At 39.0% G+C, this 14,503-nt stretch carries 12 protein-coding genes and 1 pseudogene; 7 read left to right on the top strand and 6 right to left on the bottom strand.

The genetic code is table 11. The features are described from left to right. Positions 1–2: 2 nt before the first annotated feature. Positions 3–2,276 (bottom strand): Xaa-Pro dipeptidyl-peptidase, encoded by a 2,274-nt coding sequence (locus OC529_RS05355; protein ID WP_173212264.1) that lies wholly within the window; start codon positions 2,274–2,276, stop codon positions 3–5. 345 nt (positions 2,277–2,621) lie between these two features. Here OC529_RS05355 and OC529_RS05350 point away from each other — a divergent pair, with 345 nt between their 5' ends. The 3 genes from OC529_RS05350 (at position 2,622) to pyk (ending at position 8,376) form a co-directional block, all read left to right on the top strand. After that, positions 2,622–5,723, top strand: a complete 3,102-nt coding sequence (locus tag OC529_RS05350; protein WP_173253396.1) for a DNA polymerase III subunit alpha — start codon at positions 2,622–2,624, stop codon at positions 5,721–5,723. Positions 5,724–5,804: 81 nt separating this feature from the next. Further along, on the top strand, positions 5,805–6,812 hold the full coding sequence (pfkA, locus tag OC529_RS05345) for a 6-phosphofructokinase (protein ID WP_000820871.1): 1,008 nt from the start codon (positions 5,805–5,807) through the stop codon (positions 6,810–6,812). Between the two features lie 58 nt (positions 6,813–6,870). Then, entirely contained in the window at positions 6,871–8,376 is a 1,506-nt protein-coding gene (gene pyk / locus OC529_RS05340) for a pyruvate kinase (RefSeq protein WP_050224194.1), read from the top strand. Between the two features lie 664 nt (positions 8,377–9,040). Here the strand turns inward: pyk and OC529_RS05335 are convergent. Continuing rightward, positions 9,041–9,700: pseudogene (locus OC529_RS05335) on the bottom strand (S24 family peptidase). A gap of 329 nt (positions 9,701–10,029) precedes the next feature. Between OC529_RS05335 and OC529_RS05330 the strand changes: the two are divergent. From OC529_RS05330 to OC529_RS05315, 4 genes are all read left to right on the top strand, one after another. After that, complete coding sequence (locus OC529_RS05330; RefSeq protein WP_262081666.1) at positions 10,030–10,902, top strand: DUF4300 family protein; 873 nt, start codon at positions 10,030–10,032, stop codon at positions 10,900–10,902. A gap of 60 nt (positions 10,903–10,962) precedes the next feature. Next, complete coding sequence (locus OC529_RS05325) at positions 10,963–11,091, top strand: hypothetical protein (protein WP_262081764.1); 129 nt, start codon at positions 10,963–10,965, stop codon at positions 11,089–11,091. A gap of 114 nt (positions 11,092–11,205) precedes the next feature. Continuing rightward, complete coding sequence (locus tag OC529_RS05320) at positions 11,206–11,517, top strand: hypothetical protein (protein WP_262081665.1); 312 nt, start codon at positions 11,206–11,208, stop codon at positions 11,515–11,517. Between the two features lie 4 nt (positions 11,518–11,521). Further along, the gene (locus OC529_RS05315) at positions 11,522–12,238 is read left to right on the top strand and encodes an alpha/beta fold hydrolase (RefSeq protein WP_262081664.1); all 717 of its coding nucleotides are present in this window, start codon (positions 11,522–11,524) and stop codon (positions 12,236–12,238) included. Positions 12,239–12,366: 128 nt separating this feature from the next. On the opposite strand, the gene OC529_RS05310 is transcribed toward OC529_RS05315, so the two are convergent. From OC529_RS05310 to OC529_RS05295, 4 genes are all read right to left on the bottom strand, one after another. Further along, positions 12,367–13,182 carry a TIGR03943 family putative permease subunit gene (locus tag OC529_RS05310; protein WP_050224185.1) on the bottom strand — a complete coding sequence of 272 codons (816 nt, stop codon included), beginning with the start codon at positions 13,180–13,182 and terminating at the stop codon, positions 12,367–12,369. Next, a complete protein-coding gene (locus OC529_RS05305) occupies positions 13,179–14,084 on the bottom strand; it encodes a permease (RefSeq protein ID WP_173217521.1) in 906 nt (301 codons plus the stop codon). Before OC529_RS05305 ends, OC529_RS05310 begins: the two co-directional genes overlap by 4 nt. Further along, on the bottom strand, positions 14,085–14,216 hold the full coding sequence (locus OC529_RS05300) for an SPJ_0845 family protein (RefSeq protein ID WP_000268685.1): 132 nt from the start codon (positions 14,214–14,216) through the stop codon (positions 14,085–14,087). A gap of 113 nt (positions 14,217–14,329) precedes the next feature. Beyond that, positions 14,330–14,488 carry a hypothetical protein gene (locus OC529_RS05295; RefSeq protein ID WP_262081663.1) on the bottom strand — a complete coding sequence of 53 codons (159 nt, stop codon included), beginning with the start codon at positions 14,486–14,488 and terminating at the stop codon, positions 14,330–14,332. Positions 14,489–14,503: the final 15 nt, after the last annotated feature.

Below are 14,503 nucleotides of genomic sequence, written 5' to 3'. Positions count from 1 at the left end.
TTTTAGTAAGGTATTGTAAGTGTGGACTGAGTGAGGTCGACAGTCAAGTGGTAGTCGGTATTGTCACGGATTGTGATTTCAAAGTCAGTAGTATAGAGGACTAAACGAAGAGTATCTCCTTCTTTTAGCTTATAAATAGTTGGTTGCAGTTCAAATTGCACATCCATCCATTCATCTGCAGTAATATCCTCTACTAACAGTAGATCAGTTCTATTTTGTAAATTAAGGTAGCCTTTTGTCACGACTCGTTGTGCATCTGGCCTAAATGGTAATTCACAGAGATTTTCCAACATGTGGTAGCGTCCATTATCAATGGTTTTAGCACTTAAAATAGCTGGATAAGGTTGTAGGTATTTCTTTTGACCAAGTTCCAGTAGTTGAGCAGATAAGAACCCCTTGTTTGTGCTGGATTTGATACGAAGATTAAGCTGAGCGCGACCGTTCAGGTGGAGATCTTTAGTCACAGGCAGGTCAATAGTAATCTGATTGGCTTTCCCTTGATAGAGTTCCGTATTGAAGGTCTGGTAGGTCTTACCATAACGCTCAAAATCCTTATCTGGGTACTGGTTTTGAATAGCTTGCTCTTCTTGCCCAAGTGAGAAGGTTTCAAAGTTTTCTTGCCCACCGAAGTTATCAAGTGATAGCCAAGTCTGTGGAGCTGTATTGTCCTGCCAGATAAGAGTAGGAAGTTGGAAATCTGTATCTTGTCCCAGTAATTTTTTAGTCAATAAGGCATTCATGGCTTCACGGAAATCAATGGACTGCCAGTTATTCATATAAACATGGGCACCATTATGGAAAAAGAGGTGCTTGTTTATATGATTAGGAAGGGCATGGAACATCTGGTAAACATGAAGTGGTTTGACATTCCAATCCTGTGAACCGTGGGTAAAGACAACCTCTGCTTTTACATTATGGGCATTGAGCAGATAGTTGCGATCATGCCAAAACTGGTTATAGTCGCCGGTCTTGCGATCTAGTTGTTCCTTTACTTTTTCTAAGTCAGCTTGGTGAGCTTCATTGCCACGGATATAGTCGCCAGCCAAGAGATTACGAGAATAGGTTAACTCAGCAAGGGAGTCAAAGTCCTCACCGGGATAACCGCCTGGACTAGTTACCAGACCGTTTTCACGGTAGTAGTTGTACCATGAAGAAATGCCAGCCTCAGCAATGATTACTTCTAAACCATCGACGCCTGTAGTCGCAAGCCCATTGGACATAGTTCCAAGATAGGAAAGTCCAGTTGTGGCAACTTTTCCGTTTGACCAGTCAGCTTTGACTTGACGTTGGCGCGTGTGGTCAGTAAAGGCACGGCAACGGCCATTAAGCCAATCGATGACATTTTTATAAGCCTCGATTTGCTGGTAGTCTCCATTAGTCATGAAACCAGTAGAGTCTTTGGTACCAATACCTGACACATAGAGATTGGCAAAACCTCGTGGAAGGAAATAGTCATTAAGAGTATAGCTAGAGTTGATGTGGCTTAGCTTTTCCTCAGCTTCCGACACAAGCTCAGCTTGGCCTTGGGGTTGGACGAGATTGAGTTGAGGTTCCTCTAGTTCAATCTTATGAGCAGGCTTTACCTCAAGCTCGCCCTCCATCTTGTAGAGAGCCTTATCGCTTGCCTTGTCATTTGTTCCCTGATGATAAGGGCTGGCTGTCATGATGGCAGGGATTTTTCCATCAAAACGAGGACGAATAATGCTGACCTTGACTAAGTCTGGAAGACCTTTTTGGTCAGTATCGACACGAGACTCAACGTAAACGACTTCACGAATGACATCATGGCTGGAAAAAGTTGCTAAACTTTTGCCGTTAAAGTAGTGATAGTCATTATCCTCAGAGATAAGACCGTCGCTTACCAGTTGATGAATCAGGGTATTCCCTTTTTTGGTGCGAGTATTGAGTAACTGATAGAGATTTTCAATCAAGTCATCGTATACAATAGGAAATCCAGTCTCTTTACGAAAAGCTTCACTGTCTTCGAAGTCAACCAAATAAGAAAAGCCTAAAAGTTGAAAAGTAACAGTATAAAAAATATCTGCTGTCAAGTCTTTATCAGATTTGAAAAAAGTTAATATGTTAGTTTCTTTGTCTATAGCCAAGCAGGAGAGTGGATAGTCGGTGTTCTCATAAGTGAAAAAGAAGCGACGTAAAAAAGTTTCCAGTAATTCCTTGGGATTGGCTGTGTTTTGTAAATCAAAGCCACATTTTTTTAGTTCAGATAAGATATTTTCTTTTGGAAAAGTGATATAACTATATTGATTAAAACGCATAGAACCTCCATATAGAATGATAGTTAAGGTTATTATATCAAAAAAAAAGCAGAAAGGGAATTGTTAACTGCAAAAGGAAATAATCCAATAAAAATGAATAAAGTGCTAAATTCAATATAGAGAACAGTGTAATAATAGACGTAATGGGTATAATATAAAAATTCTAGGAGATTTATATTGTATGTTTTCTATTTTATATATAATATAGTATAAATATAAAAAATAATGACAAAAACACAAATGAATAAAAAGTAAATTAGTACGCTGATGAAATTTTTCTCAAGAGAAGCCTTTTATAGGTGAAAATGGTATAATATAGTGAGAAGGATAGAGGAGAAGTGTAAATTGATCGCACAACTAGATACAAAAACAGTCTATAGTTTTATGGAGAGTGTCATTTCAATCACCAAGTATGTGAGAGCAGCTAAAGAATTCGGCTACACTCATCTGGCTATAATGGATATTGATAATCTTTATGGTGCTTTTGACTTTCTAGAGGTTACAAAAAAATATGGCATTCATCCTTTATTAGGGCTTGAAATGACTGTATTTGTGGATGCTCAGGAAGTGAATCTGCGCTTTTTAGCTCTATCTAGTGTGGGCTATCAGCAGTTGATGAAGCTTTCAACAGCCAAGATGCAGGGGGAGAAAACTTGGTCAGTCCTGTCTCAGTACCTAGAGGATATCGCGGTAATTGTGCCTTATTTTGAAGAGCTTGAATCACTAAATCTAGGCTGTGATTACTATATAGGGGTTTATCCGGAAACACTGGTAAGCGAATTTTATCGTCCTATCTTACCCCTCTATCGGGTCAATGTCTTTGAAAGTAGGGATAGAGAAGTTCTGCAAGTCTTAACAGCAATTAAAGAAAACCTACCGCTCAGAGAAGTTCCCTTGCGTTCACGACAAGATGTCTTTATATCAGCAAATTCTTTAGAGAAATTATTCCTAGAACGATTTCCGCAAGCCTTGGAAAACTTAGAAAAGCTTATTTCAGGTATTTCTTACGATTTGGATACTAGTTTGAAACTGCCTCGTTTTAACCCAGCTAGACCAGCAGTAGAAGAGTTGAGAGAACGTGCTGAGCTTGGGCTTGCCCAGAAGGGATTGTCTAGTAAAGAATATCAAGATCGACTAGACCAAGAATTGGCTGTTATTCATGATATGGGTTTTGATGATTATTTCTTGGTTGTCTGGGATTTGCTGCGTTTTGGACGCTTGAATGGTTATTATATGGGCATGGGACGGGGTTCCGCAGTTGGTAGCTTGGTTTCCTATGCCTTGGACATTACAGGAATTGACCCAGTAGAGAAAAATCTGATTTTTGAACGTTTCCTCAATCGTGAACGCTATACCATGCCTGATATTGATATTGATATTCCTGATATTTATCGTCCAGATTTTATCAGGTATGTTGGCAATAAATACGGTAGTAAACATGCGGCGCAAATCGTTACTTTTTCTACCTTTGGCGCCAAGCAGGCCTTGCGAGATGTTTTGAAACGCTATGGTGTGCCCGAGTATGAATTATCTGCAATTACCAAGAAAATCAGTTTTCGGGACAATCTTAAGTCGGCCTATGAGGGCAATCTCCAGTTTCGTCAGCAAATCAATAGTAAGTTAGAATACCAAAAAGCCTTTGACATTGCCTGCAAGATTGAGGGCTATCCAAGACAAACCTCTGTCCATGCAGCTGGTGTTGTAATCAGTGACCAAGATTTGACCAACTACATTCCTCTAAAGCATGGTGATGAAATTCCACTGACTCAGTATGATGCTCATGGAGTTGAAGCTAGTGGGCTTTTGAAAATGGACTTTCTGGGACTACGAAATTTGACCTTTGTCCAGAAAATGCAAGAATTGCTTGCTGAAACAGAAGATATTCATCTGAAAATAGAAGAAATAGATTTGGAAGACAACGAAACGTTAGCTTTATTTGCCTCTGGAAATACAAAAGGTATCTTTCAATTTGAGCAACCGGGTGCCATTCGCTTGCTCAAGCGTGTCCAACCAGTTTGTTTTGAAGATGTCGTAGCAACTACTTCCCTAAATCGACCAGGTGCTAGTGACTACATCAATAATTTTGTGGCAAGAAAGCATGGGCAGGAAGAAGTGACTGTTCTGGATCCAGTACTGGAGGATATTTTGGCTCCAACCTATGGTATCATGCTTTATCAGGAGCAGGTTATGCAGGTTGCTCAGCGATTTGCTGGATTTAGTCTTGGGAAAGCCGATATTTTGCGTCGGGCTATGGGGAAAAAGGATGCCTCTGCCATGCATGAGATGAGGGCTTCCTTTATTCAAGGTTCATTAGAAGCTGGTCATACTGTGGAAAAGGCAGAGCAGGTCTTTGATGTCATGGAGAAGTTTGCAGGTTATGGTTTTAACCGATCTCATGCCTATGCATACTCAGCCTTGGCTTTCCAGTTGGCTTATTTCAAAACGCATTATCCAGCCATTTTTTATCAGGTCATGTTGAATTCTGCCAACAGTGATTACTTAACAGATGCCTTAGAAGCAGGCTTTGAAGTGGCGCCTCTGTCCATCAACACCATTCCCTATCACGATAAAATTGCCAACAAGTCCATCTATCTAGGATTGAAATCGATTAAGGGAGTCAGCAAGGATTTGGCACTTTGGATTCTTGAAAACAGACCCTATTCTAACATTGAAGATTTTATAGCTAAATTACCTGAGAATTATCTGAAACTTCCTCTGCTAGAACCTTTGGTAAAAGTTGGTCTTTTCGATTTATTTGAAAGAAATCGTCAAAAAGTATTCAATAATTTAGTTAATCTATTTGAATTTGTGAAAGAGTTAGGAAGTTTGTTTGGAGATACTATTTATAGTTGGCAGGAATCGGAAGATTGGACAGAGCAAGAAAAATTCTATATGGAACAAGAGCTTTTAGGGATAGGTGTTAGCAAACATCCCCTACAAACTATCGCAAGTAAAGCTATTTACCCGATTACCCCAATCGGAAATTTATCAGAAAATAGCTACGCTATTATTTTGGTTGAAGTTCAGAAAATAAAAGTAATTCGTACCAAAAAGGGTGAAAATATGGCTTTCTTACAGGTAGATGACAGTAAGAAAAAATTGGATGTCACTCTCTTTTCAGACTTATATCGTCAAGTTGGGCAGGAAATAAAAGAGGGAGCCTTCTACTATATAAAAGGAAAAATCCAGTCACGTGATGGCCGTCTGCAAATGATTGCACAAGAAATAAGAGAAGCAGTTGCTGAACGCTTTTGGATACAGGTGAAGAATCATGATTCGGATCAAGAAATTTCACGTATTTTAGACCAATATAAAGGCCAAATCCCAGTCATCATCAGGTATGAAGAGGAACAGAAAACAATCGTTTCTCCCCATCATTTTGTAGCTAAATCCAATGAATTAGAAGCGAAGTTGAATGAAATCGTTATGAAAACGATTTATCGCTAAAAATACGGAAAATAGAAGAATTTTAAAATCAAATGTGGTATAATCAATAAGAATGTTAAAAGAAAAAGGAGCATAACCAATATGAAACGTATTGCTGTTTTGACTAGTGGTGGAGACGCCCCTGGTATGAACGCTGCTATCCGTGCAGTTGTTCGTCAAGCAATTTCAGAAGGAATGGAAGTGTTTGGTATCTATGACGGATATGCTGGTATGGTTGCCGGTGAAATTCATCCCTTAAATGCGGCTTCAGTAGGAAACATCATTTCTCGTGGTGGTACTTTCCTTCACTCAGCTCGTTACCCAGAGTTCGCTCAACTTGAAGGGCAACTTAAAGGGATTGAGCAATTGAAAAAACACGGCATTGAAGGTGTAGTTGTTATCGGTGGTGACGGATCTTACCACGGTGCTATGCGTTTGACTGAGCATGGTTTCCCAGCTATCGGTCTTCCAGGTACAATTGATAACGATATCGTTGGTACTGACTTCACAATCGGTTTTGACACAGCGGTTACGACTGCTATGGACGCTATCGATAAGATTCGTGATACATCATTAAGTCACCGTCGTACTTTTGTCATCGAAGTTATGGGGCGTAACGCTGGTGATATCGCTCTTTGGGCTGGTATCGCAACTGGTGCTGATGAAATTATCATCCCTGAAGAAGACTTCAAAATTGAAGATATCGTAGCAAGTATCAAAGCTGGCTATGAATGTGGTAAAAGACACAATATCATCGTTTTGGCAGAGGGTGTTATGTCAGCAGATGAATTTGCTCAAAAACTGAAAGAAGCAGGAGATACGACCGATCTTCGTGTGACAGAACTTGGACATATTCAACGTGGTGGTTCTCCAACTGCGCGTGACCGTGTATTGGCGTCACGTATGGGTGCCCATGCCGTTAAACTTCTTAAAAAAGGTATCGGTGGTGTTGCGGTAGGTATTCGTAACGAAAAAATGGTTGAAAACCCAATTCTTGGTACTGCAGAAGAAGGAGCATTGTTTAGTTTGGCAGCAGACGGTAAGATTATTGTAAATAATCCACACAAAGCTGATCTTGACCTGTCACAATTGAACAATTGCTTGTCATAATTCATAATTTAGTTAATAAGACCAAAAGGTCATATATATAAAGGAGTCACAAAAAATCATGAACAAACGTGTAAAAATCGTTGCAACTTTGGGTCCTGCGGTAGAAATCCGTGGTGGTAAAAAATTCGGTGATGACGGATACTGGGGTGAAAAACTTGATGTTGAAGCTTCAGCTAAAAACATTGCTAAATTGATTGAAGCTGGTGCTAACACATTCCGTTTCAACTTCTCACACGGTGACCACCAAGAACAAGGTGAGCGTATGGCAACTGTTAAACTTGCTGAAAAACTTGCAGGTAAAAAAGTTGGTTTCCTTCTTGATACAAAAGGACCAGAAATCCGTACAGAATTGTTCGAAGGTGAAGCTAAAGAATATTCATACAAAACTGGTGAAAAAATCCGTGTTGCAACTAAACAAGGAATCAAATCAACTCGTGAAGTGATTGCATTGAACGTTGCTGGTGCTCTTGATATTTATGATGATGTTGAAGTTGGTCGTCAAGTTTTGGTTGACGATGGTAAACTTGGTCTTCGTGTTGTTGCTAAAGATGACGCAACTCGTGAGTTTGAAGTTGAAGTTGAAAATGATGGCGTAATTGCTAAACAAAAAGGTGTGAACATCCCTAACACTAAAATTCCTTTCCCAGCTCTTGCTGAACGCGATAACGACGATATCCGTTTCGGTCTTGAACAAGGTATCAACTTCATCGCGATTTCATTCGTACGTACTGCAAAAGATGTGAACGAAGTTCGTGCAATCTGTGAAGAAACTGGAAACGGACATGTTCAATTGTTCGCTAAAATCGAAAACCAACAAGGTATCGATAACTTGGATGAAATCATCGAAGCAGCTGATGGTATCATGATCGCTCGTGGTGACATGGGTATCGAAGTACCATTCGAAATGGTTCCAGTTTACCAAAAAATGATTATCAAGAAAGTCAATGCTGCAGGTAAAGTTGTTATCACTGCAACAAACATGCTTGAAACAATGACTGAAAAACCACGTGCAACTCGTTCAGAAGTATCAGACGTATTTAATGCTGTTATCGACGGTACTGACGCTACAATGCTATCAGGCGAGTCTGCAAACGGTAAATACCCACTCGAGTCAGTAACTACAATGGCTACAATCGACAAGAATGCTCAAACTCTTCTTAATGAATACGGACGTTTGGATTCAGATTCATTCGAACGTAACTCTAAGACAGAAGTAATGGCTTCAGCTGTTAAAGATGCGACTAACTCAATGGACATTAAATTGGTTGTAACTCTTACTAAGACAGGTCACACTGCACGTTTGATTTCTAAATACCGTCCAAATGCTGACATCTTAGCATTGACATTTGACGAATTGACAGAACGTGGTTTGATGTTGAACTGGGGTGTTATCCCAATGTTAACAGATGCTCCATCTTCAACTGACGATATGTTCGAAATTGCTGAACGTAAAGCAGTTGAAGCAGGTCTTGTAGAATCTGGTGACGATATTGTTATCGTTGCTGGTGTACCAGTAGGAGAAGCTGTTCGCACAAACACAATGCGTATCCGCACAGTACGTTAAGAAAAATATAAAAACCTATCATATCCAGCTTTAGAGCTTGTGTGATAGGCTTTTTTTGTATAGAGGGTAAGAAAGAGGCAAAACTTTCATAATGGATTGATACTCTTCGAAAATCTCTTCAAACCACGTCAGCGTCGCCTTACCGTACTCAAGTACAGCTTGCGGCTAGGTTCCTAGTTTGCTCTTTGATTTTCATTGAGTATGAAATAAGATATGCACAAATTGATTAGGAAAGTCAAATGAATTTCTACAAATGTTTTAGCAATCGCAATCTACTTGTCTAGATTCGATCTGATATATTTTCGATTTAATGATATGGTATTTAAAACCTCCAAAGCAGCTTGCTCCATTCTTTTACTTACGTGAGTGCAGATATTATTTATTGTTTTAGCGTCTTTGTGTTCCACTCTAACCACTATAGCTAGTGTACTAAGGAGTGTGTGCCTGAAAATATGGGAACTAAGGGGCTGATTTATCGGTTTCGCTAGTTTAGTATTTGCCTTTTGCAAAGTGATCTTAAATGCCTTTCTCTAAATTGACATATCACTATTGTTTCACAAAATCTAATCTGCTTTAGCTCACTTATTCTTTTTTTGAAATGTAGAATGAACTTTTTCGAATCTTTTAAAATCTGTTTGTTTTATATCGCCATTCTCCCCCTTTTTTAATTCTCCCTATACAGCCTGACAACTTTCCCTATGGTACGAATATGGGTGCTTTCGTCTAGGTGGATGTCGGGGTATTCGGGATTGAGTTTTTTGAGGTAGCCTTGGCGGAGTTTCTTGACATAGTTAGCACCGTCTACTTGGAAGATGCCGATGGTATTATAGTCAATCTGTGGGGGATTCTTGATAAATAGGTAGTCGCCGTTTCTTATATTTGGCTCCATGGATCTGCTGACGACATAAGCGATTGCGTCGTAGTCGTCTGGGATTTCATCCTCATAGAATAGAAACTCCATATCTAAATCGTCGTCCTGCATCGAGTGGCCACCTGCAGAGATAAACTACCTAACACGAGAGTAAGTAGTCTGTCTGTAGTCGTCCAGTCTGATGATTTTTACGATACTTCGTTTATCTTCGTTTTTCTGCTCATACAGTTGCCTCTTGGCATAGGTCAGGAATTTACCTTGTCTGGGTGGTGCCCGTTGGTTGTAGATAGATTGGATATCGCTAGGAGAATCCTTTTGAACTAGAGGAAAGAGGGCATCAATCAAGCTACTGAATACTTTAGCTAAGTCAAATATAGTATTTTTCTTAGTAGACCTAACCCTTTTTTCATAATTTCCAATGGTGTTTTTACTTATACCTATCTTAGTACCCAATTCTTATTGAGTCTAACCATTACTAGTCTATATTGTTTTATTTTTCGCCTGTAACAATCGCAATCTCTTCTTTATCCACAGATGAAATCGTTTTCTATTTTTGTAAGTAAAGCATAACACGAAATCCACGAAAATGAAAACTTTGTTGTGTTTTCGTAAAAAATTTGTTGACAGAGCACGAAACGCCTACTATAATTGAATCAAGCTTAAGGAAATAACAAAAAAACAAATCGGAGGGAAAGACGATGAACACATTAAATGAGAAAGTAATCAATATCTGTAAAGCAGTAGTTAAAGAAACTTTAATCCAAGACATTTAGGAGAAAAAGATGAAGAAATCAAGAAAATTAGCCACATTAGGAATCTGTTCTGCCTTGTTTTTAGGCTTGGCTGCTTGTCAACAAGATGCTACAATTTCGAATGAGACGAGTCAAAGGCAAAGTAGTTCAACGAAAGTGCCATGGAAAGCTTCATACACCAACCTAAACAATCAGGTAAGTACAGAAGAGGTCAAATCTCTCTTATCAGCCCATTTGGATCCAAATAGTGTTGATGCATTTTTTAATCTCGTTAATGATTACAATACCATTGTCGGGTCAACTGGCTTATCGGGAGATTTTACTTCCTTTACTCACACCGAATACGATGTTGAGAAAATTAGTAACCTTTGGAATCAAAAGAAGGGCGATTTCGTTGGGACCAACTGCCGTATCAATAGTTATTGTCTTTTGAAAAATTCAGTCACCATTCCCAAGCTTGAAAAGAATGACCAATTGCTTTTCCTAGATAATGATGCGATTGATAAGGGAAAGGTCTTTGATTCACAAGATAAGGAAGAGTTTGATATTCTATTTTCAAGAGTTCCAACTGAAGCAACTACAGATGTCAAGGTTCACGCTGAAAAGATGGAAACATTCTTCTCACAATTTCAATTCAACGACAAAGCTCGAATGCTGTCTGTAGTCTTGCACGACAATCTGGATGGCGAGTATCTGTTTATTGGACACGTTGGCGTCTTAGTACCTGCTGATGACGGTTTCTTATTTGTAGAGAAATTGACTTTCGAAGAGCCCTACCAAGCGATTAAATTTGCCAGCAAGGAAGATTGTTACAAGTATTTAGGCACTAAGTATGCGGACTATACAGGCGAGGGACTGGCTCGGCCTTTTATCATGGATAATGATAAGTGGGTTAATATCTAGAGGTAATCTAACATGGATATAGTATTAGGCATTTTATGTTTATTCTTTATAGGTATATGGGTGAGTACGATAATTAACAGTCGAAAACCACGAAAAAATGAAACATTTATTGGTTATATCCAAAGATACGATATTGATGGGGAAGGCTATCAATCAGAAGTATGGGAAGTGACTGAGGAGGAAGATTAAGAAGTAAAAACAGCGTCTTCTTTTTAGTATTGCACCTATTTCCAGACAGTCCATTTGTAGTTTTATCCAGATTGATATATAATTTAAGGTAGAGAAAATAGGAGGATCAATCAGATGGAATTAAAAGATTTTACAGAAAAAGAACAGGAAATGATTAAGAATGGGCTGACGACGTCTAAGATTAGTGACAAGGAAACTGCTGAGAAGATTCTTGCACTAGTCCCACAAGACTTGATTAAGCGAATCCCATTTTTCGTCAGAAAACATGCTACAACACGTACGATTAAACGCATTTCAATTGAACACCCTGAACTCTACGTTGCAGCTCAAACAAGTGGTGAAATTCCAGAAAAAGAACGCGAAGAATTGCGTCAAATTATCACGACTATCTTTGAACAAAAGATGAATAAGCATAGTATTAAGTAACTGAATGAAGACATTTTTTATTGGCGGTTTGGGAAGCAATGTCTATCATAGCAAGGATTTTTTTCAAGAACTAAATTCGCAGATTTATTTTCTAGATCCATATGAAAAGCATCTTCGAGATGAAACAGAATTGAAATCATGGTTTAAAAATGAGATTGTAGATGAAGAATCTATTTGTCTGATAGGCCATTCTCTTGGAGGAGATTTGGCTCGTTATCTTGCATCGGAATTTTATGAAGTGAAAAAACTAATTCTTTTGGATGGTGGCTATCTAGATTTAGATAAGATTTTGCCTTTAGATACAGAGTTAGAGGAAACTAAAAACTATATTGAATCTCAAGTTGTTTCGGACTTAGATGTTCTTATTTCTAAAGAAAAATCCGAAGCAAAGTATTGGTCAGAAAATATGGAGGAAGCTGTAAGACAGTCCTATCACTGGAATGCGCAGTATAATAGATATGAGTTAGTTATAAATTATGAAAATATAGAAGCGATACTCCGCCTACGGAGGAAGATACAAGCTTTTAAGAGAGAAGTGGGAGATACCTTGTTTATCAGTCCTCGCTATTCTAATGAAGCTACATGGAGAGAGGAAGCTCTAAAAGAATTGCCAGATTATTTTGATACTATTTTTTTAGAAAACTTTGACCACGAGCTTTATACTCAAGCACCTAAAGAAATCGCTAGTCTAATGAATGAGTGGCTCGCTTATTTTCTATGAGCTACTTGTATTGCTGGAAATGGTATAAGATGAAAATCTACAAGTCACTAATTTTCATATAACCAAAAAACGAACAGGCTCTTTTCTGTCATTCAGAAGAGAGCCTGTTCGTTTTTATCTTACTTTCCTTAAAAAGCTCGATAAACATAGGGATTTTCTGGTTTATCGACTTTGGTAAAGCTTTCGATTTCCAAGGTTGGGAGGTTTTGTTTGAGTTCTTTATGGTAGTGATTGACCAGTTTTCCTTTGGCTGTTATCCAGGTGTTGTTTTCATATTGCCGGGTATTTCCCTTGGTCAGCAATCCATAGACACCTGAATCCGCGATACAGTGGATAATGCCGAAGCGGAACAGAAATTGACTATTGGCATGACTGGGGTCGTTATAGACAAAGCCTGTAAACTGGATTGTCTTGCCTTCAAACTCATCTGGATAGTCGTAGATAGCTTCCATGACCTCCATATAGTTTTCATTAGTGATCTGAATACTATCTTGGGATAAGTATTTATCCGCCGCCGTTCGCATTTCCTTTTCATAGGCTGATTTTGAAAAATAAGAACTGGTATCTGGTTTCAAATATTGGCTTGTCGTCCCTTCGCTTGTCTGAATGGCCAGATCCGTTCCTTCCGATAGGGGGAAATGATAACCTTTAGCAGAAACGGTCTGAGAATCCAAGCTAACAGTTGGGAAAGTTAAGCCGATGACAAGTGGAATAGCCAGAAGAGAAATACTCGTCATCTTGGCCAATCGGCTGTTCAGATGACTGTGGGTTTTGACTTGCTTCATCCAGATATACAGTTGAACAATTGCCAAAATAAAGGAAAGCACCATGGAGATATAGGCCAGATAGGAATAGTGCATGTTGATGTACTGGTTTAATTTGCCCGACAAATGGAGGTAAATAGTCAGTTCAAAATAGCCAGCTAAAACTAAAAATCGAATCATAGGATGACTCCAATCAAGAGAGAATAGACTAAGACGACAAGAGTTACAATCGTTATGAAGTGACTGATAAATCGTGCTTTCAAGTAATTTTTCATCATGAGAATATTTTTGATATCCAGCATTGGGCCAATCACCAGAAAGGCCAGAACTGGTGCCAAACCGAAACTCGAGAGAAGAGAAGCACCGATAAAGGCATCCGCCTCACTACAGAGCGACAGAAGAAAGGCCAAAAGCATCAAGAGCAAGATGGCAAAAAGAGGGGTCGCACTGATAGAGGTCAGAATCCGTGTCGGAACATAGACCTGTATAACAGAGGCAAAGAGACAGCCGAATACCAAATAACGTCCCGTATCAAAAAATTCATCAATTGCTTGCACAAAAACCTGAAAAACCTTTTTTGCAGGGCTTAAGTGAGAAAAATCATGCTCATGACAGGCCAACCGATTTTCTTTCTGAATCGGTTCTTGCCAGAAAAATCCCAGAAAAATTCCTAGTATTACAGCCACAACGATGGAACCCAGAGCTCGTAACAGGGCGATGTGGAAGGAATTACCAAAGGCAGAATAGGTCGCAAAAAGAACAATGGGATTGATGACAGGTGCTGTTACGAGAAAGGGAACAGCCGTGTAACTGGGAACTTTCTTTTCCAGAAAACGATTGATAATGGGGACGATTCCACATTCACAAGAAGGGAAAAGTATACCGACAAAGGTCCCAAAAAAGATTCTCCCCCAACGATTTCGAGGGAGAAAATGATAAACCTTGTTAGGTGTGATATAAACCTCAATCAGCCCTGAGACAATGCTTCCTATCAGAACGAAGGGAAGGGCTTCAATGATAATGGAGAGAAAAATGGCTCCAGTTTGAAGCACACTAGATGGGAGTTGTTGGAAAGCAGTCATCTAGTTTTTCTTTTCTGCTTTGGCTTTTTTCTCTTTGTCATCAGGGAAAGTGACTTGTTTCAAATCTGGGAGTTTAGCAAACTCTTCAAACATCTTGTCCAAGTCGTCTCGTTTTGTAAATTTTACAGCCATAGGTGTACCTCGATTCTAAATTCTACCTCTATTATACTATTATTTTAAGGAAAAGGGAGTTTTTTAATTTGTTTTCGATAGTTGATACTCTTCGAAAATCTCTTCAAACCACGTCAGCTTCGCCTTTCCGTAGTACGGTTACTGACTTCGTCAGTTCTATCCACAACCTCAAAACAGTGTTTTGAGCTGACTTCGTCAGTCTTATCTACAACCTCAAAACAGTATTTTGAGCAGCCTGCGGCTAGCTTCCTAGTTTGCTTTTTGATTTTCATTGAGTATGAAAAGGA

It is taken from the genome of Streptococcus sp. Marseille-Q5855 (genome assembly GCF_946901985.1).
GTDB lineage: Bacteria > Bacillota > Bacilli > Lactobacillales > Streptococcaceae > Streptococcus.
Note: the sequence above shows the minus strand (reverse complement) of the source record. Positions and strands in the feature narration are given on the sequence as shown.

Coding starts and splice junctions, on each gene's coding strand:
- OC529_RS05355 (WP_173212264.1), bottom strand. CDS start 2,276: ATGCGTTTTAATCAATATAGTTATATCACTTTTCCAAAAGAAAATATC.
- pfkA (WP_000820871.1), top strand. CDS start 5,805: ATGAAACGTATTGCTGTTTTGACTAGTGGTGGAGACGCCCCTGGTATG.
- pyk (WP_050224194.1), top strand. CDS start 6,871: ATGAACAAACGTGTAAAAATCGTTGCAACTTTGGGTCCTGCGGTAGAA.
- OC529_RS05330 (WP_262081666.1), top strand. CDS start 10,030: ATGAAGAAATCAAGAAAATTAGCCACATTAGGAATCTGTTCTGCCTTG.
- OC529_RS05320 (WP_262081665.1), top strand. CDS start 11,206: ATGGAATTAAAAGATTTTACAGAAAAAGAACAGGAAATGATTAAGAAT.
- OC529_RS05315 (WP_262081664.1), top strand. CDS start 11,522: ATGAAGACATTTTTTATTGGCGGTTTGGGAAGCAATGTCTATCATAGC.
- OC529_RS05310 (WP_050224185.1), bottom strand. CDS start 13,182: ATGATTCGATTTTTAGTTTTAGCTGGCTATTTTGAACTGACTATTTAC.
- OC529_RS05305 (WP_173217521.1), bottom strand. CDS start 14,084: ATGACTGCTTTCCAACAACTCCCATCTAGTGTGCTTCAAACTGGAGCC.
- OC529_RS05300 (WP_000268685.1), bottom strand. CDS start 14,216: ATGGCTGTAAAATTTACAAAACGAGACGACTTGGACAAGATGTTTGAA.
- OC529_RS05295 (WP_262081663.1), bottom strand. CDS start 14,488: ATGAAAATCAAAAAGCAAACTAGGAAGCTAGCCGCAGGCTGCTCAAAA.